Genomic DNA, 18724 nt, shown 5'->3' on the forward strand with positions numbered 1-18724 from the left:
AGAGAGCACAACAATGCCCGCAGCTACTGCCGCAAGCCCCTGGTACAAGCACCTCTGGCCCTGGATCATCATCGGGATCCTGGCCTGCTCGGTGACATTGACCTTGTCCATGGTGACCATCGCGGTGAAGAACCCCGATAACCTGGTCAACGACAACTACTACGAGGCGGGCAAAGGCATCAACCGCTCCCTGGACCGCGAACTGCTGGCCCAGACCCTGCAACTGCGCGCCAAGGTGCACCTGGACGAGCTGACCGGCGAAGTCGAGTTGCACCTGACCGGCAACAGCGGGCCCGGCACCCTGGAACTGAACCTGATTTCGCCGACCCAGCCGGAGAAGGATCGCAAGATCATCCTGACCCGCAGCGACAGCGAACCCGGCCGCTACATCGGCCAGGTGACCGACAAGGTCGAAGGCCGCCGCTTCGTCGAATTGCTGGGCGTGGAAGGCGACCGGACCTGGCGCATGTTTGAAGAAGAACAGGTCAGCCATGACAAGGATTTGCTGCTGGGCGACGAGCCGCTGCAGGGTGCTGAAGACCTGAAAAAATAAAAAGCCGCGCTCCGCGCATCGCGGGCAAGCCCGCTCCCACATTTGGAATGCATTCCCCTGTGGGAGCGGGCTTGCCCGCGATGAGGCCCTACCCGCCACCATAGATTCAAACCATGACCACGCCCATCCCTTGCTACCACTGTGCCCTGCCCGTGCCGCCTGGCAGCCGGTTCACCGCCGTGATCCTCGGCGAGTCCCGCGAGCTGTGCTGCCCGGGCTGCCAGGCGGTGGCCGAGGCGATTGTCGCCGGTGGCCTGGAAAGCTATTACCAGCACCGCAGTGAAGCCTCGGCCAACCCCGAGGCGCTGCCGGTGCAACTGGTGGACGAACTGGCGCTGTATGACCGCGCCGATGTGCAAAAACCCTTCGTACGCCACGACGGCGAGCTGTCGGAAGCCACGCTGTTGATGGAAGGCATCAGCTGCGCCGCCTGTGGCTGGCTGATCGAAAAACACCTGCGCAACCTGCCCGCCGTGGCCGAGGCGCGCCTGAACCTGTCCAACCACCGCCTGCACGTGCGCTGGGCCGACGGGCAATTGCCACTGAGCCAACTGCTCGGCGAGTTGCGCCACATCGGCTACGCCGCCCACCCGTATCAAGCCGACCGCGCCGCCGAACAGCTGGCCAGCGAAAACCGCCTGGCCTTGCGCCAATTGGGCGTGGCCGGGCTGCTGTGGTTCCAGGCGATGATGGCGACGATGGCCACCTGGCCGGAATTCAATATCGATCTGAGCCCGGAACTGCACGTGATCCTGCGCTGGGTCGCGATGTTTCTTACAACTCCAATCGTGTTCTACAGCTGCGCACCGTTCTTCAAAGGCGCGATGCGTGACCTGCGCACCCGCCACCTGACCATGGATGTTTCGGTGTCGCTGGCCATCGGTGGTGCGTACCTGGCCGGGATCTGGACCGCCATTACCGGCACCGGGGAGCTGTATTTCGATGCGGTGGGCATGTTTGCCCTGTTCCTGCTGGCCGGGCGCTACCTGGAGCGCCGCGCCCGGGAACGTACGGCGGCGGCCACCGCACAGTTGGTCAACCTGCTGCCGGCCTCGTGCCTGCGCATGAGTGCCGACGGGCAAAGTGAACGCATCCTGCTCAGCGAGCTGGCCCTGGGCGACCGGGTATTGGTACATCCCGGAGCAGTGCTGCCGGCAGACGGCATCATCCTCGATGGCCAGTCGAGCATCGACGAATCCCTGCTGACCGGCGAGTACCTGCCGCAGCCACGACAGGTCGGCGATGCCGTCACCGCCGGCACCCTCAACGTTGAAGGCGCACTGACCGTCGAAGTCCGTGCCCTGGGCCACGACACGCGCCTGTCGGCCATCGTGCGCCTGCTGGAGCGCGCCCAGGCAGAGAAACCCCGGCTGGCGGAAATCGCCGATCGCGCCGCCCAATGGTTCCTGCTGTGCTCGTTGATCGCTGCGGCAGTGATCGGCTTGCTGTGGTGGGAGCTGGATGCATCGCGAGCCTTCTGGATCGTCCTGGCGATGCTGGTTGCGACCTGCCCTTGCGCCCTGTCCCTGGCCACGCCCACCGCCCTGACGGCGGCCACCGGAACCCTGCACAAACTCGGTCTGCTGCTGACCCGTGGCCACGTGCTGGAAGGCCTGAACCAGATCGACACAGTGATTTTCGACAAGACCGGCACCCTCACCGAAGGCCGCCTGGCTTTGCGTGCGATTCGTCCGCTGGGCGTGCTGGGCAGCGACGAATGCCTGAGCCTTGCCGCCGCGCTGGAACAACGCTCCGAACACCCGATCGCCCGCGCATTTGGCCGTGCACCACTGGCGGCGGACGAGGTGTTCAGCACGCCGGGCCTGGGCCTGGAAGGACGCGTCGGCAACCGCCAGTTGCGCATTGGCCAGCCGGGGTTTGTCTGCGAACTGAGCGGTTGCGCCCTCCCCGCCTCGCCGAAGGACGCCGGCCAATGGCTGCTGCTGGGCGATACCGACGGCGTCCTGGCCTGGTTTGTCCTGGAAGACCGCCTGCGCAGCGACGCGCCAGCCTTGCTCGCCGCCTGCAAGGCCCGCGGCTGGCGCACGCTGCTGCTGTCGGGGGACAGCTCGCCGATGGTCGCCAGTGTCGCTGCGGAACTGGGGATCGACGAAGCCCACGGCGGCCTGCGCCCCGACGACAAGCTGCACATGCTGCAACAGTTGCACAAGGAAGGCCGCAAGGTGCTGATGCTCGGCGACGGGGTCAACGACGTGCCGGTACTGGCCGCTGCCGACATCAGCGTGGCCATGGGCTCGGCCACCGACCTGGCCAAGACCAGCGCCGACGCAGTGCTGCTGTCGAACCGTCTGGATGCCCTGGTGCAAGCCTTCACCCTGGCCCGGCGCACCCGCCGGGTAATCATTGAGAACCTGCTGTGGGCCGGGCTGTACAATGGCCTGATGTTGCCGTTTGCCGCCCTCGGCTGGATCACCCCGATCTGGGCCGCGATCGGCATGTCCCTCAGTTCGTTGACCGTGGTGCTCAATGCCCTGCGCCTGACTCGCATGCCGAGCACGCCAGCCACGAGCCCCGCCCCCGTAACCCGTCCGCTGCCGGCGTGAGCCGCCCGGGCATGGAGTGCAGATGCCAGCTCTTTACGTGATGATCCCGGCGGCGCTGTTGATCGTGGCTATCGCCATTTGCATCTTCTTCTGGGCGGTGGACAGCGGCCAGTATGACGACCTCGACGGCCCGGCCCACAGCGTGCTGTTCGACGACCAGGACCCGAATCACCTGGCCGCCGTCGATGAAGCCAACGGCCCTGAGCAACCGCCCAAGCCGAAAGACCCGCCCCATGCTTGAACTCGCGCCCCTGCTGGTCTCGGCGGTGATCCTCGGCCTGCTGGGCGGCGGCCATTGCCTGGGCATGTGCGGCGGCCTGATGGGCGCGCTGACCCTGGCGATTCCCAAGGAGCAACGCAGCCGGCGTTTTCGCCTGCTGCTGGCCTACAACCTGGGACGTATCCTCAGCTACGCCACCGCCGGCCTGCTGATCGGCCTCGCCGGCTGGGCGGTGGCCAACAGCCCGGCGGCGATGTTCATGCGCATCCTCGCCGGGCTGTTGCTGATCTGCATGGGGTTGTACCTGGCCGGCTGGTGGAGCGGCCTGACCCGTATCGAAAGCCTCGGGCGCGGCCTGTGGCGCCATATCCAGCCGGTTGCCAACCGTTTGTTGCCGGTGTCCAGCCTGCCCCGTGCCTTGCTGCTGGGCGCGCTCTGGGGCTGGCTGCCATGCGGGTTGGTCTACAGCACCCTGCTGTGGGCGGCCAGCCAGGGCAATGCGCTGGACAGTGCAGTGTTGATGCTCGCCTTCGGCCTCGGCACGTGGCCGGTACTGCTGGCCACCGGGCTGGCAGCCGAGCGTGTCACTGCACTGTTGCGCAAACGCAGTGTGCGCATGACCGGTGGGCTGCTGGTGATTGTGTTTGGCCTATGGACGTTGCCCGGCCCCCACCAGCACTGGCTAATGGGCCACTAGATCGCCATGTGGCATAGCGCCGCTCCCCGTTGATGCAAATCAAGATGGCCCCTGCACCCAGCCCCTAGACTCGGCCCACTAGCCTATCCGGGGGAACGCCCGCATGCTCGACGCCATTCGTTGGGACACTGATCTGGTTCACCGCTACGACCTGGCGGGGCCGCGCTACACCTCGTACCCCACCGCCGTACAATTCGACAGCCAGGTCGGCACCTTCGACCTGCTCCACGCCCTGCGCGACAGTCGCAAGGCCGTCCGGCCACTGTCGCTGTATGTGCATGTGCCGTTCTGCGCGAATATTTGCTACTACTGCGCCTGCAACAAGGTCATCACCAAGGACCGAGGGCGGGCTCACGCGTACCTGCAACGCCTGGAGCAGGAGATCCAACTGGTGGCCTGCCACCTCGACCCGAAACAGCCGGTGGAGCAGCTGCATTTTGGCGGCGGCACCCCGACTTTTCTCAGCCACGATGAATTGCGCCAGGTCATGGCCCGGCTGCGCCAGCACTTCAACCTGCTGGACGATGATTCCGGCGACTACGGGATTGAAATCGACCCGCGGGAAGCCGACTGGGCGACCATGGGCCTGCTGCGGGAGCTGGGTTTCAACCGCGTCAGCATCGGCGTGCAGGACCTCGACCCCGACGTGCAGCGGGCAGTGAACCGCCTGCAAAGCCTGGAAGAAACCCGGGCGGTGATCGACGCGGCGCGCACCCTGCAATTTCGTTCGATCAATATCGACCTGATCTACGGCCTGCCCAAGCAATCGCCGCTGAACTTCGCCCGCACGGTGGAGGAAGTGATCAAGCTGCAACCGGATCGCCTGTCGGTGTTCAACTACGCGCACCTGCCGGAACGGTTCATGCCCCAGCGACGGATCAATACCGAGGACCTGCCGTCACCGGCCGAAAAGCTGTTGATGCTGCAAACCACCATCGAACAATTGACCAACGCCGGCTACCGCTACATCGGCATGGACCACTTCGCCCTGCCGGATGACGAGTTGGCCATCGCCCAGGAAGAAGGCACGCTGCAACGCAACTTCCAGGGCTACACCACTCACGGGCATTGCGACTTGATCGGGCTTGGGGTGTCGGCGATCAGCCAGATTGGCGACCTGTACTGCCAGAACAGCAGCGACCTGAATCACTACCAGAACGCCCTGGCCGGCGCACAACTGGCCACCAGCCGTGGGTTGTTGTGCACTACCGATGACCGGTTGCGACGGGCAGTGATTCAGCAGTTGATTTGCACCTTTAACCTGGCCTTCGAGCCGATTGAACAGGCTTTCAACATTGATTTTCGCGGCTACTTCGATGAGCCCTGGCCACAACTTGTGGCAATGGCCGAAGACGGGCTGATCGAGCTCGACCAACAGGGCATCCGGGTTTTACCCGCCGGCCGCCTGCTGGTGCGCTCGGTGTGCATGGTGTTCGACGCCTATCTGGAGCACCAGAACCGGCAGCGATTTTCGCGAGTGATCTGACCCTGTACTACTTCGCCAGCAGGGCCATTGCTTCCATCTGCGACTCCGGCGACTCGTCTTTCAAGGACTTGGTCAACTGCGACTGGGCCATCATCAAGCCGGACTGCAACGACGCTACATCACTCTGCAAGGAGGCTACCTTGGCCCGGCGAGCCTGGGGGCTCATGGAGGTGTCAGCCATGGCAGCAGAGAGCTGGGCCTGCTTCTCGGCGAGCTGCTTTCTCAGCTCACGGATCATTTTCAACAGCTGCTTGATGTTCTCTTTCAGGTTGCTGTCGTCGATGTCCTTGTTGGAGTTGGTGCTGGCTTTGGCAGCTTTCAGCCCCGCCCCTGAAATGTCTACGACTAAACCCTGGGGTTTGGTGCCAGCCGCCGAATCCGTAGCAGACGCTTTGTCTTTATCGTCTACAGCGGTGTCTTTTTTGGCATCCGGCACGTTTAGAGAAGAAACAATGGCAGGGTTGTTTGCGCCAATGGAAAGCATGATCTGAGCCTCCGGCTCCTGGAGTGACAACCTTGTATCGGCCTCGATACAACTTCCTTTATGCCGTTGCTGCTTTTTTGTACACGCTGGCCTGATCATCCCCCAGTGCGGTACCCTTACGTCTTATGTGTGTTTTCCCACAAGGATTTAAGAAATGTCCGAGCCAGTTAAACTGCGCGCTCATAGCCAGGCTCATTGCAAGGATTGCAGCCTGGCCCCCCTCTGCCTGCCACTTTCGTTGAATCTGGAAGACATGGAAGCGCTGGACGAGATCGTTAAACGCGGTCGCCCACTGAAGAAAGGCGAGTTCCTGTTTCGCCAGGGCGACAAGTTTGATTCCGTTTATGCAGTACGCTCGGGCGCGTTGAAAACCTTCAGCCTGAGCGATGGCGGCGAAGAACAGATCACCGGTTTCCACCTGCCCAGCGAGCTGGTCGGGCTGTCGGGCATGGACACCGAGATTCACCCGGTGTCGGCCCAGGCCCTGGAAACCACCTCGGTGTGTGAAATCCCGTTCGAACGTTTGGATGAACTGGCCCTGCAATTGCCACAGTTGCGCCGCCAACTGATGCGCGTGATGAGCCGGGAAATCCGCGACGACCAGCAGATGATGCTGCTGTTGTCGAAGAAAACCGCCGACGAGCGGATCGCGACTTTCCTGGTCAACCTCTCCGCGCGTTTCCGCGCCCGGGGTTTCTCGGCCAATCAGTTCCGCCTGAGCATGTCGCGCAACGAAATCGGCAACTACCTGGGCCTGGCGGTGGAAACCGTGTCCCGCGTCTTCACCCGCTTCCAGCAGAACGAGTTGATTGCGGCTGAAGGCAAGGAAGTGCATATCCTCGACCCGATCCAGCTCTGCGCATTGGCTGGCGGCTCGCTCGACGGCTGATCCAGACGCTTGCGGCCGAGCCAATCGGCTGGGCCGCAGGTATACTTCGAGTCCGTTTTCCGCCCCAGGACTCTTCGACGATGGTCTTCGATTCGTTCGACATCAAATCCCTGATTCGCCCAGTCATCGACTTCCCCAAGCCTGGGGTGATCTTTCGCGACATCACGCCGCTGTTCCAGTCGCCCAAGGCCTTGCGCCTGGTGGCCGATACCTTCGTGCACCGCTACGTCGAAGCCGAGTTCACACACATCGGCGCGATGGATGCCCGGGGCTTTTTGATCGGTTCGATCATTGCCTACCAGTTGAACAAACCGCTGATCCTGTTCCGCAAGCAAGGCAAACTGCCGGCTGACGTGCTGGCCGAGGGTTACCAGACCGAGTACGGCGAAGCGTTCCTGGAAGTGCACGCCGACAGCCTGTGTGAAGGGGATTCGGTGCTGATGTTCGATGACCTGATCGCCACCGGCGGCACGCTGATCGCGGCGGCCAACCTGGCGCGGCGCATGGGCGCACGGATTTTCGAAGCAGCGGCGATCATTGATCTGCCGGAGCTGGGTGGGTCCCGGCGCCTGGAAGACATGGGTATTCCTACGTTCTGCCTGACGCAGTTTGCGCTGACTGATCAGTAAGCCGGGACTCGTGTGGCGAGGGAGCTTGTGTGGCGAGGGAGCTTGCTCCCGCTGGGCTGCGTAGCGGCCCCAAGATCTTTGGGAGCGCTGCGCACTCCAGCGGGAGCAAGCTCCCTCGCCACACAAGCCCCCCCGCCACAAAAGCGCTGTCTACAAACCCATCTGCTTGCTGATGATTTCGTTCATCACCTCCCGAGTCCCGCCACCGATGGACAGGATGCGGTTGTCGCGATACAGCCGCTCCACCAGGTTGCCGCGCATGTAGCCCTGGCCGCCGAGGATCTGCACAGCGTCGTAGGTCACGCGGTCGGCAGTGTCGGTGGCGAGGTTCTTGGCCATGGAGATTTCCTTGATCACACTCTTGCCAGCGGCCATCTTGGCGGCCTGGCGGTAGGTGAACTCCCGGGAGACCTCCACCGCCGTGGCCATTTCCGCCAGGCGATGCTTGAGTACCTGGAACTTGCCGATGGGTTTGCCGAAGGCCTCGCGCTGGGCCGCCCATTTCAGGCTCTCCTCAAGGGCCATCTGCGCCGTCATGTTGGCCATCAATGCCAGGGCCAGCCGTTCGCTCTGGAAGTTGCCCATGATGCAGGCGAAGCCCATGTTCTCGACACCAATCAGGTTTCCTACCGGTACGCGGCAATCGTCGAAGAACAGCTCGGCAGTGTCCGACGCCCACCAGCCCATTTTCTTAAGTGGCGTACCGGTGGTGAAGCCCGGAGTGTCCTTTTCGATCAACAGCAGGCTGATACCGCCAAAGCCCGGCCCGCCGGTACGCACCGCCACGGTATAGAAGTCGGCACGCTGGCCGCTGGTGATAAAGGTTTTGCTGCCGCTGACGCGGTAATGGTCGCCGTCGCGCACGGCGCGGGTTTGCAGGTTGGCGACGTCGGAGCCGCCGCCGGGCTCGGTGACGGCCAGGGCGGCGATCTTCTCTCCGGACAAGACCAGCGGCGCGACCCAATCGCGCACTTCAGGCCGGGCCCATTTGACGATGGGCGGCAAACCGATATCCAGCGAGCCCAACCCCGCCACCACGCCGCCAGAGCCGCAGCGCATCAGCTCTTCGCTGGCGGCGACCTTGGCGAACAGATCACCTTCGTGGCTGCCGCCCAGGGCTTCGGGGTAACCGATGCCCAGGATGCCGGCGGCGCCGGCCTTGAGGTACAACTCCCGGGGGAAGCTCTCGGCTTCTTCCCACAGCTCGATGCCCGGCAACATCTCGCGCTCGACGAAACGTCGCACGCTGTCGCGAACCAATTGGTGACTGGGGTCGAAGTATTCCTGATAAGCAGACATCGGCAAGCTCCACGGGAAGGTGGAGCGAACTTACCAAGCGCTTGCTTGGTTATCAAGATACAAGGCAGAGCCTGACGAAGACTTAGATGAACAGTAGAGATCAAATGTAGGAGCTGGCTTGCCTGCGATAGCATCACCTCGGCTTAACTGAAAGACCGAGTTGTCTGCATCGCAGGCAAGCCAGCTCCCACATCAAGCCCAGCTCCCACATGTCGTTCTGCGGTGTTTTTAGAGGGCGATCGGCTTACGTCCGGCAAATGAATGCGCCAGGGTTCCGCCATCCACCAGCTCCAGCTCCCCACCCAGCGGCACGCCATGGGCGATACGCGAAGTGATCAGGCCTTTGTTGGTCAGCAATTGCGCGATGTAATGGGCTGTCGCTTCACCTTCCACCGTCGGGTTGGTGGCCAGGATCACCTCGACAAAGGTCCCCTGTTCCTCGATCCGCGTCACCAGTTGCGGAATACCGATAGCCTCCGGCCCCAGCCCGTCCAGCGGCGACAGGTGGCCCTTGAGCACAAAGTAGCGCCCGCGGTAACCGGTCTGCTCCACCGCGTACACGTCCATCGGCCCTTCGACCACACACAGCAGCGTGTCGTCGCGGCGAGGGTCGGCGCATTGCGGGCACAGTTCTTCTTCGGTCAAGGTGCGGCACTGGCGGCAGTGGCCTACCCCTTCCATGGCCTGGCTCAAGGCCTGGGCCAGTCGGGAGCCGCCGCTGCGATCACGCTCCAGCAGTTGCAGCGCCATGCGCTGGGCGGTTTTCTGGCCCACGCCCGGCAAAGTGCGCAGGGCGTCGATCAGTTGACGAATCAGGGGGCTGAAGCTCATGGGGAAAGGTCCGACAAAACAACGAGACGCGGTTTATACCCGCGCCCCGGATTAGCGTCAAATGCTCAATCTTGTGCGACGCGCACCACCAACTTGCCGAAGTTGCGCCCCTCCAGCAAACCGATAAAGGCTTCAGGTGCCTGCTCCAGGCCTTCCACCACGTCCTCGCGGAACTTGATCTTGCCGTCCCGCACCCACGGCGCCATGGCACTGAGGAACTCCGGCTGTCGGTCGCCATAGTCATCGAACACGATAAAGCCCTGGATCCGCACACGTTTGGTCAGCAAGGTACGTTGCAACGCAGGCAGCCGGTCGGGGCCGCTGGGGGCTTCGTGGGCGTTGTAGCCGGCGATCAGGCCGCACAAGGGAATGCGCGCCTTGGCGTTCAGCAGCGGCACGACCGCGTCGAATACCTTGCCACCGACGTTTTCAAAGTAGATGTCGATACCCTTCGGGCAAGCCTGGGCCAGCTCCTCGGCAAAGTTGTCGCCCTTGTGGTCGATGCAGGCATCAAAGCCCAGTTCTTCCACTACATAGCGGCACTTGTCGGCACCACCCGCCACGCCGACCACCCGCAGGCCCTTGATCTTTGCCACCTGGCCGACCACCGAGCCCACCGCGCCGGAAGCGGCTGCCACCACCAGGGTTTCCCCGGACTTGGGTTGCCCGATGTCCGTGAGGCCCATGTAGGCGGTCATGCCGGGCATCCCCAGCACACCCAAGGCCATGGACGGACTGGCCAGGCCCTTGGGCACCGGTATCAGGTTGCGGCCATCGGAGATGCTGTGGCTCTGCCAGCCGGTGGAACCGACCACCAGGTCACCCACCTCGAACTTGGGATTACGGGATTGCTCGATACGGCTGACAGCGCCGCCGGTCATCACCTCGTCGATTTCTACGGGCGCGGCGTAGGACGGTGCATCACTCATGCGCCCGCGCATGTACGGGTCCAGAGACAGGTAAAGGGTTTTCAGCAGGACTTGGCCGTCGGCCAGTTCCGGCAGCGCGACGCGTTCCAGGCGAAAGTTTTCCGGCACCGGTGCGCCGTGGGGGCGTGAGACCAGCACGATGCGCTGGTTGAGGGTCAATGACTCGGTCATCAGCGAGGCTCCTTCTATCGGTGATTGAATTCAACGGTATAGGGTGCAGACCCCAAGACAGGGTCCAGGGTTCGACAAAACTCCCGTAGCAGTTGTCGAGCGCCAGCGAGGCTACGTTAGCCGCACCGCCGTCTTCATGCCAGACGCGGGACCGAGTCGCCGCCGACGCAGCCTCGCTGGCGCTCGGCAGCTGCTACGGATGCGTATGCGTATGCGTATGCGTATGCGGAAAATATTCCGCGCAAAAAAAATGCCAGGCACGGGGCCTGGCATCTTCAGTCGCGGGCTTGCCGATCAGAACGGCAGCTTCATACCCGGCGGCAGTTGCATGCCAGCGGTCACGCCGGACATCTTGTCCTGGCTGTTGGCTTCGATCTTGCGCACGGCGTCGTTGACGGCCGCGGCGAACAGCGCCTCGAGCATTTCCAGGTCGTCTTCGCCCACGCCCGGCAATACGCTTGGGTCGATGCTCACGCGCTTGATGTCGTGACGACCGGTCATCACCACGCTGACCATATCGCCACCGGCTTTACCGGTGACTTCGGCGTTGGCCAGTTCTTCCTGCATCTTGGCCATCTTTTCCTGCATCTGCTGCGCCTGCTTCATCAGGCCGGCCATGCCACCTTTCATCATGGGAATCACCTCAAAAGTACGTGGATCAATTATTGGCCCCGGCTTATGACGCCTGGGGAACCGGGGCTTCTACAGGTTCAATAGTATCGTGACGCACCACCGCGCCAAACTGCTCCATCATCTGCTGGATGAGCGGATCACCGTGGATCGACTCTTCAGCCTCGCGCTGGCGGTTGACCCGGCGACGGGACGCCGCCTGGGCCGGCGTTTCCTGCTCGGGCTTGATCAGCTCGATGCTGATGGTCAGCGTGCGTCCGTGGAACTGGTTCAGGGCATCGTTGAGCCGACGCTGCTGGGTCGCGTTGAACAGGGCGCTGTGGGCCGGGTCCAGGTGCAGCAACCAATGGTCGCCATCGACGGCAATCAGCGTGCAGTTGGCGGCGATGCTGCCGGTCATGCCGGAAATCGGCAGTTTCGGGAACAGCTCCAGCCATTGCAACGCCAGGCCGGTGGCCGGCATGGCAGCCGGTTCCGGCTCAGGCTCCGGGGCGGGCTCGGCGGTGTGCTCACTGGCCAGGTCGTCCAGGTAGCTGTAGGCCGAGTCCATGTCCGGCTCGATGTAGTCTTCGTCCAGCGGCGGCTCGTCGTCGAGGTCGGTGCCCGGAGTGGCGGCGTCCACTTGAGCGACGGTCGGCTCCGGAACCGGGGCCGACACCCATTCGGGGGCGTCCGGCACCACGCTGTCCGGGGTCGGCGCTGGCATGGGTGTCAGTTCAGGCTGCTCACTGGTGGTTTCCAGCACTGGCTCGACGGCTGGCTGCAGCTCGACCTCGGCTGCTACCGGGTCATTCCACGGCAGATCGACTTCCGGCACGGGCGCAGGCTCAACCGCAGGCGTTGGCACCACCACAGGCGCCACCGGCTCGGCGACAACAGGGGCCGGTGCCGGAGCAACCGGCGCAGGCGGCGCAACCACTGGCGCGACAACAGCCGGGCCAGCCACTGGTTTGGCGGAATCAACTGTGGCCTGGCTGATCCCCACTGGCTTTAGCGGCTGTCTCGGTGCATCCGCCGTGTCGGCGGGCCTAAAGGCCAGCATCCGCAGCAGGACCATTTCAAAGCCGCCGCGCGGGTCGGGTGCCAGCGGCAAGTCACGCCGGCCAATCAGGCCCATCTGGTAGTAGAACTGCACATCTTCGGCCGGCAAGGCCTGGGCCAGGGCCAGCACGCGGTCGCGGTCGCCATGGCCGTTGTCGACACCCTCAGGCAAGGCCTGGGCGATGGCAACGCGGTGCAGCACATTAAGGATTTCCGAGAGCACTCCATTCCAATCCGGGCCTTGCTCGGACAGGTGGCGCACGGCTTCGAGCAATGCCTTGGCGTCGCCTTCGATCAGCGCGTGCAGCACATCGAACACCTGGCCGTGGTCGAGGGTGCCGAGCATCGCCCGTACGTCAGCGGCCATGACCTTGCCTTCACCGAAGGCGATGGCCTGGTCGGTAAGGCTCATGGCATCACGCATCGAACCGTCGGCGGCACGCCCCAGCAGCCACAGGGCGTCGTCTTCGAACGGTACGTTCTCGACCCCCAGCACGTGGGTCAAATGCTCGACCACCCGCTCCGGGGTCATGTTTTTCAGGGAGAACTGCAGGCAGCGCGACAAAATCGTTGCAGGAAGTTTCTGCGGGTCGGTGGTGGCCAGGATGAATTTGACGTAGGGCGGCGGCTCTTCCAGGGTTTTCAACAGTGCGTTGAAAGAGTGGCTGGAAAGCATGTGCACTTCGTCGATCAGGTAGACCTTGAAGCGGCCACGGCTGGGCGCGTACTGCACGTTGTCGAGCAGCTCGCGGGTATCTTCGACCTTGGTGCGGCTCGCGGCGTCGATCTCGATCAGGTCGACAAAGCGCCCTTCGTCGATTTCCCGGCACACCGAGCACGTGCCGCACGGCGTCGAGGTGATGCCGGTTTCACAGTTCAGGCACTTGGCGATGATGCGGGCAATGGTGGTCTTGCCCACACCGCGGGTACCGGTGAACAGGTAGGCGTGGTGCAGCCGCTGGCTGTCCAAGGCATTGATCAGAGCCTTGAGCACATGGGTCTGGCCGACCATTTCGCGGAACGAGCGCGGACGCCATTTACGTGCAAGAACCTGATAACTCATCGAAAACCGTCGCAACTGGGAAGCGGAAGCGGGTAATGCTAGCGGAGCAAGGGGGAAATTGCATCCGGCACGCTCGTCTAATCTGACTAAGCTGCTCTAACCAAGCCTATAAAAGGCTGAACCCGGAGAGTTTATGCGCGCAGTCCTGGGCGCCTTGTGGATGATTGCCACGGTCAGCCTGGCGGCACCCGCACCCCTGCGTTTCTCCATTTCCGACAGCTGGACCATGCCCATGGTGCAACTCGACCAGGGCCAGCCGACCCAGGGTATTTTGTATGACGTGATGTTGAGCCTGGCAACTCAGGTCGGGCGCCCCGCAAAATTCCATGTATTGCCCCGTGCGCGCATCGACACCGCCATGGAGCGTGGGGACGTTGATGTGCGCTGCTACGTGACACCCGCGTGGCTGAACAACCTGTCGGGCGATTACACCTGGAGCATCCCGCTGATGGTGCAACGCAATGTGCTGGCGACTGCCCACGTGCCGCCGCTGTCAGTGCGGCTGGACAGCCTTGCACCGCAACATATCGGCACGGTGCTCGGCTATAGCTACCCGCCCCTGGAACCGCGCTTCGCCAGCGGCCAGTTCACCCGCGACGACAGCCGCAGTGAGGAGCAGGTGCTGCAAAAGCTCGTGGCCGGGCGCTTCAAGTATGCGGTGACCAATGAATGGATACTCGACCGTTTCAATCAGCAACTACCGCCCACACAGCGCCTGCACACCGTGGCCGTGATCGAGGAGCAAAGCCTGGGCTGCTATGTGCGCAACGATCCGCAGGTGCCCGGGCAACAGATTCTGCGCACCTTGTTGCGCATGAAAATGTCCGGGGAGATTGATGAAATCATCCAGCTGTACACCGGGGACAGCGCCCCCGCCCCCTAAGATCATCTGATTTACTCTGTGGGGAGGGAGCTCCCTCTGGGGAGAGAGCTTGCTGTGGGGATGGAGCTTGCTGTGGCGAGGGAGCTTGCTCCCGCTGGAGTGCGCAGCGCTCCCAAAGATTTTGGGGCCGCTACGCAGCCCAGCGGGAGCAAGCTCCCTCGCCACAGTAAGCTCCCTCGCCACAGCAAACATCACTCGAGCTTTTGCCACTGCGGCGGCGGCGCAAATCCTTCGACCCAACCCGGCACCTCCCCCGCCGGCATCGGCCGGGCGATGAAATAGCCCTGGGCCACTTCGCAGCCCATGCGCATCAACAACTGCCCGTGCTCCAGGGTTTCCAGGCCCTCGGCGATGACTTCGCGGCCAAACGCCCGGGCCAGGCCGATCACCGCCTTGGTCAGCGCCAGGTCGTCCTTGTCGTGGAGGATGTCGCGCACAAACGACTTGTCGATCTTGATGGTCTGGGTCGGCAGGCGCTTGAGGTAGCTGAGGGAGGAATAGCCGGTGCCAAAGTCATCCAGGGAAAACTGCACACCCAGGGCCTGGCAGGCTTCCAGGTGCTGGGTGACGCGCTGGATATTATCGATGGCTACCGACTCGGCGATTTCCAGGTCCAGCCGGTGCGGCTCCACCTGCGGGTATTGCGCCAGCAAGTCTTGCAGCCGCTCGACAAAATCCTCGCGCTGGAAATGCCGCGCCGCGATGTTCACGCTCACCGCCCACCAGCGACCCTGCACCTGCCAGTGATGCATCTGCTCCAGCACCTGGGCGATCACCCATTCGCCGATGTCGACAATCAGGTCGGTCTGCTCGATCAGCGGCAGGAAATCCCCTGGCGTCACCAGACCCCGCTCCGGGTGCTGCCAGCGCAACAACGCCTCGAATCCCACCACCGTGCCGCTGCGCAAGTTGACCTTGGGCTGGTAATGCAGGCACAACTGCCCCGCCGCCAAGGCCTGGCGAATCTGCTCCACGGTCTGGTGGCTGGCCTTGACCTCCTGCTCCAGGGACACATCAAACAACTGGTAACGGTTACGCCCGCTCTGCTTGGCCACGTACATTGCCTGGTCGGCATGGCGCAGCAGGGTGTCGGCGTCCTCGTCGTCCAAAGGAAACAGCGTGACGCCAATGCTGGCGAACACGTTCAGCTCCGCACCCTGGATCGAATACGGCTCGGAGATCGCCTTGAGGATGCGCAGCAGGGCCGCGTTCAGCTCGTCGATATCCCGCACGTAACGCAGGATCAGCACAAACTCGTCACCGGCCAGCCGGGCCACCACATCTTCGCCGCGAATGATCTCCCGCAGCCGCGTGGCCACCTCCACCAGCAGCAGGTCGCCGCAGGCATGCCCATAGCCGTCGTTGACCGCCTTGAAGCCGTCCAGGTCGAGCATGCACAGCGCCAGCGGGATGTCCTCGTTGCGGGAGAATTCCAGGGACTGGTTAAGCAACTCGGACAGGTAGGCACGGTTCGGCAAGCCAGTCAGTACGTCGTGGCCGACCCGCCATTGCAGGGTGTGCAGCAACTGGCGCTTTTCGCTGACATCAAAGCGGATCGACACGTACTTCTGCACCTGCCCGGTCTTCTCATCGAGCAGCGGCACCATGGTGCTGTCCACCCAATACAGGGTTCCATCCTTGGCCCGGTTGCAGATTTCCCCACGCCACACCCGGCCTTCGCTGATGGCTTGCCACATGCCCTGGAAGAACCCCGCGGGGTGCAGCCCAGAGCTGAGAATCCGATGGTTTTGCCCCAGCAACTCGTCACGCCCGTAGCCGGACATGGCGCAGAACTGGTCATTGACGTAAGTGATGCAGCCCGCCAGGTCAGTCTCGGAGAAAATGGCGGCTGCATCCACGGCCCTGCGGTATTTCTCGTCCATGAGTCAGGCTCACTGTGGCTAGCGGTTGAACCGCTCGACCAGGGCGCGCAACCCGGAAGAGATGCTTTCAAGTTCCCGGCCACGGGTGACTGCAGCGTTGGCAGTGCCCGCTGTCTTTTGCACCGTGGCGGCGACGTTATTGATCTGTTGTGAAACTTCCTCGGCGACGTGGGATTGTTCCTGTGAGGCAGCAGCCATTTGCTGACTCATGTCGGTAATTCGCTCCACCGCGTGGCGAATGCCTTGTAGCGCCTGTTGCGCCTCAAGCACTTGCTGCACACCCTGCTCGGCTTCGTGGATGCCCAGGCTTGCGATCTCGACCGCCTCATCGGCGCCGGCCCGCAGGTTCTGGATGATGCCCTGGATCTGCTGGGTCGATTCGCGCGTCTTGCCCGCCAGTGCGCGCACCTCGTCAGCCACCACGGCAAAGCCGCGGCCTTGCTCGCCGGCACGGGCTGCTTCAATGGCCGCGTTGAGGGCCAGCAGGTTGGTCTGGTCGGCGATCGCCTGGATCATGCTTGCAGCCACCTGGATCTGCTGGGTCTGCCCCGCGAGGTTGCCCACCGCCTGGTTGATCTGGGTGACGGTGCCGGCCAGCAACTGGATTGCCTCACGGGACGTGCCGGCCACCTGGCTGCCCTGCTCGGCGAGGGTGTTGGCGGTGTGGGCTTCGCTGGCGGTTTGTTGCACATGCACCGCCACTTCGGCGATGGAGGCGGCCATCTCGGTCATGGCTGCGGCGGTCATGTCGGTCTCGGCACGTTGCTCCAGCAGTGCCGACTCGGTGGTGCTCGACAGCACACTGGAGTGGGCCGCGGCTTCGGCCATCTGGTTGGCCAGGTCGCTGAGGCGCGTCAGGGCGGTTTTAAGCCGCGCCTCTTCGCTGATCAGGATCATTTCCAACTGCGCGGTGGGGCCCAGGGCGTCGCTGTAGGTCATGGCGCTGATGGGGTCGGAAAAAGCATTGGGTGTGTTCTGCACAATCCGCTTGAGCTGTAGCCCCAGTCGCTGATGGCCCCAGATGCCTACCCCCAGAAACAATCCGACAGTCAGCGTCTGGGCCCACGCGCCGGGGATCCATTGGAAGGCGGCAAGGCTGGCCACGGCGGCCGCCAGTGGCAAAGCCAAGGCCTGGGCCACGGGCGCCAGGCGTCGCAGCGGCGAGACCGCCGCCCCACCCGCCTGCAACCGTGCATACAGCGCTTCGGCGCGGCGCACCTGGTCGCGGGTGGGCTTGACCCGCACCGATTCGTAACCCGTCAGCCGCCCGTCTTCGAGAATCGGCGTCACATAAGCACTGACCCAGTAATAGTTGCCGTTCTTGCAGCGGTTCTTCACCACGCCCATCCAGCTGTGCCCGGCCTTGAGGTAGCTCCACATCAGCTGGAACACGGCAGGCGGCATGTCCGGGTGGCGCACCAGGTTGTGGGTGCTGCCGATCAGCTCCGCCTGGGTAAAGCCGCTCATGGCGGCAAACTCGGCGTTGCAGTAGGTAATGTGGCTGTTGACGTCAGTCGCGGAAATTAGCCGTTGCTGCTCCCCAAAAGTCTGTTCAACAGCAGTGACCGGCAAATTGAGACGCACGTTAAAGCTCCATGGACAGCATTCGATCGCTCTCTCGACCACCGGGTAGGCGGGACAGGCGTATTCGTATTTCCAGTCGGGCTGCGCCGTCGATCGGCTGATTGGCCGCAGAGGTACGCAAACCCACGATTTTGCACAGCAATGCACCATCCATTCAGTGATGATCAACTAGGCTTTAATTCGGGTATCCGGCACGTGAGGCGCAATGATGCGTGGCACTGACGAGCGACATTTCAGTCCCTGCCAAGCGTCCGTTTTGTGGGCACATTTATGAGAGTAAGGAGAAAGCAATGATTTCCTGTTTCATAAACCTGCCTTCTGAAACGAGACCACCAAATACTTGTCCTAGATGCCGATTCTACGAATTACATCACATTTTGCAAGAAAAGGTGATGGTACGTGCGGTTGTCTAATTTTAAGATTTATCGTTAAGTTCTTGATTCTAAATGGGAATTGAGCGATGCACATTTCAAGTTTGGGTCCAGCCATCAGACGTTACCGCAAGGTCGCAGGGCTTACTCAGGCTGAACTAGGTGAAAAAACCGGTTTTGACCCTAAAACCATCAGCCGCTTCGAAACCGGCACCTATACACCCAGCGTCGAGGCTCTGTTCTTGTTCGCAGAGGCGCTGGGAGTGAAGCTGAAAGTCTTTTTCGCAGATTTGGTCGACGAAGAGGAACAGCGCGCTTATCTGTTCGGTGTCATTCATAAAGCCACCCCGAAGGATCTGGGAAAGCTGATCGCAGCGGTAGACCAGGCCTTGTCCAAGCCTTAGAGCTCGTAACACAAGTGCACGCAATAAAAAGAGCAGGCAGCGCGACTGTCTGCTCTTTGCTGGATGACTCCTGACATGAACTGACAGGACAGCCCCTTAGACTAGGGACTGAG

16 protein-coding genes and 2 pseudogenes are annotated in these 18724 nt (G+C 62.6%); 9 read left to right on the top strand and 9 right to left on the bottom strand.

Annotated features, from left to right (window positions below; genetic code table 11):
* The first annotated feature begins 13 nt into the window (after nucleotides 1-13).
* The 5 genes from HX875_RS22230 to hemN all read left to right on the top strand — a co-directional run bounded on the left by HX875_RS22230 (nucleotide 14) and on the right by hemN (nucleotide 5520).
* The gene (locus HX875_RS22230; RefSeq protein WP_177045711.1) at nucleotides 14-553 is read left to right on the top strand and encodes a FixH family protein; all 540 of its coding nucleotides are present in this window, start codon (nucleotides 14-16) and stop codon (nucleotides 551-553) included.
* Nucleotides 554-666: 113 nt separating this feature from the next.
* Nucleotides 667-3117 carry a heavy metal translocating P-type ATPase gene (locus HX875_RS22235; protein ID WP_177045713.1) on the top strand — a complete coding sequence of 817 codons (2451 nt, stop codon included), beginning with the start codon at nucleotides 667-669 and terminating at the stop codon, nucleotides 3115-3117.
* 22 nt (nucleotides 3118-3139) lie between these two features.
* Nucleotides 3140-3358 (top strand): cbb3-type cytochrome oxidase assembly protein CcoS, encoded by a 219-nt coding sequence (ccoS, locus tag HX875_RS22240; protein ID WP_177045715.1) that lies wholly within the window; start codon nucleotides 3140-3142, stop codon nucleotides 3356-3358.
* Nucleotides 3351-4034 (top strand): sulfite exporter TauE/SafE family protein, encoded by a 684-nt coding sequence (locus tag HX875_RS22245; protein ID WP_169387422.1) that lies wholly within the window; start codon nucleotides 3351-3353, stop codon nucleotides 4032-4034. The genes ccoS and HX875_RS22245 overlap by 8 nt, the downstream gene beginning before the upstream one ends.
* A 103-nt stretch (nucleotides 4035-4137) precedes the next feature.
* Nucleotides 4138-5520: an oxygen-independent coproporphyrinogen III oxidase gene (gene hemN / locus HX875_RS22250; protein WP_177045717.1), complete on the top strand. Its 1383-nt coding sequence runs from the start codon at nucleotides 4138-4140 to the stop codon at nucleotides 5518-5520.
* A gap of 7 nt (nucleotides 5521-5527) precedes the next feature.
* Here hemN and HX875_RS22255 read toward each other — a convergent pair whose 3' ends face one another.
* The gene (locus HX875_RS22255) at nucleotides 5528-6004 is read right to left on the bottom strand and encodes a hypothetical protein (protein ID WP_177045719.1); all 477 of its coding nucleotides are present in this window, start codon (nucleotides 6002-6004) and stop codon (nucleotides 5528-5530) included.
* 154 nt (nucleotides 6005-6158) lie between these two features.
* On the opposite strand from HX875_RS22255, the gene fnr reads away from it, so the two are divergent.
* Both fnr and HX875_RS22265 read left to right on the top strand, forming a co-directional pair.
* On the top strand, nucleotides 6159-6893 hold the full coding sequence (gene fnr / locus HX875_RS22260) for a fumarate/nitrate reduction transcriptional regulator Fnr (RefSeq protein WP_003219044.1): 735 nt from the start codon (nucleotides 6159-6161) through the stop codon (nucleotides 6891-6893).
* An 80-nt stretch (nucleotides 6894-6973) separates the two neighbouring features.
* A complete protein-coding gene (locus tag HX875_RS22265; protein WP_177045721.1) occupies nucleotides 6974-7522 on the top strand; it encodes an adenine phosphoribosyltransferase in 549 nt (182 codons plus the stop codon).
* Nucleotides 7523-7672: 150 nt separating this feature from the next.
* Here the strand turns inward: HX875_RS22265 and HX875_RS22270 are convergent, their stop codons facing one another.
* The 5 genes from HX875_RS22270 to dnaX all read right to left on the bottom strand — a co-directional run bounded on the left by HX875_RS22270 (nucleotide 7673) and on the right by dnaX (nucleotide 13486).
* Entirely contained in the window at nucleotides 7673-8821 is a 1149-nt protein-coding gene (locus HX875_RS22270; RefSeq protein ID WP_177045723.1) for an acyl-CoA dehydrogenase family protein, read from the bottom strand.
* Between the two features lie 228 nt (nucleotides 8822-9049).
* Nucleotides 9050-9652: a recombination mediator RecR gene (recR, locus tag HX875_RS22275; RefSeq protein WP_003219049.1), complete on the bottom strand. Its 603-nt coding sequence runs from the start codon at nucleotides 9650-9652 to the stop codon at nucleotides 9050-9052.
* Nucleotides 9653-9717: 65 nt separating this feature from the next.
* The gene (locus HX875_RS22280; protein WP_177045725.1) at nucleotides 9718-10752 is read right to left on the bottom strand and encodes an NADP-dependent oxidoreductase; all 1035 of its coding nucleotides are present in this window, start codon (nucleotides 10750-10752) and stop codon (nucleotides 9718-9720) included.
* A gap of 294 nt (nucleotides 10753-11046) precedes the next feature.
* On the bottom strand, nucleotides 11047-11385 hold the full coding sequence (locus tag HX875_RS22285) for a YbaB/EbfC family nucleoid-associated protein (protein ID WP_003193199.1): 339 nt from the start codon (nucleotides 11383-11385) through the stop codon (nucleotides 11047-11049).
* 43 nt (nucleotides 11386-11428) lie between these two features.
* A complete protein-coding gene (gene dnaX, locus HX875_RS22290; RefSeq protein ID WP_177045727.1) occupies nucleotides 11429-13486 on the bottom strand; it encodes a DNA polymerase III subunit gamma/tau in 2058 nt (685 codons plus the stop codon).
* A 133-nt stretch (nucleotides 13487-13619) separates the two neighbouring features.
* Here dnaX and HX875_RS22295 point away from each other — a divergent pair, with 133 nt between their 5' ends.
* Nucleotides 13620-14369: a substrate-binding periplasmic protein gene (locus HX875_RS22295; RefSeq protein WP_177045730.1), complete on the top strand. Its 750-nt coding sequence runs from the start codon at nucleotides 13620-13622 to the stop codon at nucleotides 14367-14369.
* 191 nt (nucleotides 14370-14560) lie between these two features.
* Here the strand turns inward: HX875_RS22295 and HX875_RS22300 are convergent, their stop codons facing one another.
* From HX875_RS22300 to HX875_RS33335, 3 genes and pseudogenes are all read right to left on the bottom strand, one after another.
* Nucleotides 14561-16252, bottom strand: a complete 1692-nt coding sequence (locus HX875_RS22300) for a putative bifunctional diguanylate cyclase/phosphodiesterase (protein WP_177045731.1) — start codon at nucleotides 16250-16252, stop codon at nucleotides 14561-14563.
* A gap of 18 nt (nucleotides 16253-16270) precedes the next feature.
* A pseudogene (locus HX875_RS33330) lies at nucleotides 16271-16762 on the bottom strand (methyl-accepting chemotaxis protein); the annotation flags it as partial.
* Between the two features lie 795 nt (nucleotides 16763-17557).
* A pseudogene (locus HX875_RS33335) lies at nucleotides 17558-17986 on the bottom strand (PAS domain-containing protein); the annotation flags it as partial.
* Between the two features lie 310 nt (nucleotides 17987-18296).
* On the opposite strand from HX875_RS33335, the gene HX875_RS22310 reads away from it, so the two are divergent.
* A complete protein-coding gene (locus HX875_RS22310; protein ID WP_003219061.1) occupies nucleotides 18297-18611 on the top strand; it encodes a helix-turn-helix domain-containing protein in 315 nt (104 codons plus the stop codon).
* The last annotated feature ends 113 nt before the right edge of the window (nucleotides 18612-18724 follow it).

The sequence above is a fragment of the Pseudomonas yamanorum genome (assembly GCF_013386765.1).
In the GTDB taxonomy this organism is placed as follows: Bacteria; Pseudomonadota; Gammaproteobacteria; order Pseudomonadales; family Pseudomonadaceae; genus Aquipseudomonas; species Aquipseudomonas yamanorum_A.

What these genes read in the sequence shown, in the direction of transcription:
- HX875_RS22230 (WP_177045711.1), top strand. Translation starts at nt 14, where the DNA reads ATGCCCGCAGCTACTGCCGCAAGCCCCTGGTACAAGCACCTCTGGCCC.
- HX875_RS22235 (WP_177045713.1), top strand. Translation starts at nt 667, where the DNA reads ATGACCACGCCCATCCCTTGCTACCACTGTGCCCTGCCCGTGCCGCCT.
- ccoS (WP_177045715.1), top strand. Translation starts at nt 3,140, where the DNA reads ATGCCAGCTCTTTACGTGATGATCCCGGCGGCGCTGTTGATCGTGGCT.
- HX875_RS22245 (WP_169387422.1), top strand. Translation starts at nt 3,351, where the DNA reads ATGCTTGAACTCGCGCCCCTGCTGGTCTCGGCGGTGATCCTCGGCCTG.
- hemN (WP_177045717.1), top strand. Translation starts at nt 4,138, where the DNA reads ATGCTCGACGCCATTCGTTGGGACACTGATCTGGTTCACCGCTACGAC.
- HX875_RS22255 (WP_177045719.1), bottom strand. Translation starts at nt 6,004, where the DNA reads ATGCTTTCCATTGGCGCAAACAACCCTGCCATTGTTTCTTCTCTAAAC.
- fnr (WP_003219044.1), top strand. Translation starts at nt 6,159, where the DNA reads ATGTCCGAGCCAGTTAAACTGCGCGCTCATAGCCAGGCTCATTGCAAG.
- HX875_RS22265 (WP_177045721.1), top strand. Translation starts at nt 6,974, where the DNA reads ATGGTCTTCGATTCGTTCGACATCAAATCCCTGATTCGCCCAGTCATC.
- HX875_RS22270 (WP_177045723.1), bottom strand. Translation starts at nt 8,821, where the DNA reads ATGTCTGCTTATCAGGAATACTTCGACCCCAGTCACCAATTGGTTCGC.
- recR (WP_003219049.1), bottom strand. Translation starts at nt 9,652, where the DNA reads ATGAGCTTCAGCCCCCTGATTCGTCAACTGATCGACGCCCTGCGCACT.
- HX875_RS22280 (WP_177045725.1), bottom strand. Translation starts at nt 10,752, where the DNA reads ATGACCGAGTCATTGACCCTCAACCAGCGCATCGTGCTGGTCTCACGC.
- HX875_RS22285 (WP_003193199.1), bottom strand. Translation starts at nt 11,385, where the DNA reads ATGATGAAAGGTGGCATGGCCGGCCTGATGAAGCAGGCGCAGCAGATG.
- dnaX (WP_177045727.1), bottom strand. Translation starts at nt 13,486, where the DNA reads ATGAGTTATCAGGTTCTTGCACGTAAATGGCGTCCGCGCTCGTTCCGC.
- HX875_RS22295 (WP_177045730.1), top strand. Translation starts at nt 13,620, where the DNA reads ATGCGCGCAGTCCTGGGCGCCTTGTGGATGATTGCCACGGTCAGCCTG.
- HX875_RS22300 (WP_177045731.1), bottom strand. Translation starts at nt 16,252, where the DNA reads ATGGACGAGAAATACCGCAGGGCCGTGGATGCAGCCGCCATTTTCTCC.
- HX875_RS22310 (WP_003219061.1), top strand. Translation starts at nt 18,297, where the DNA reads ATGCACATTTCAAGTTTGGGTCCAGCCATCAGACGTTACCGCAAGGTC.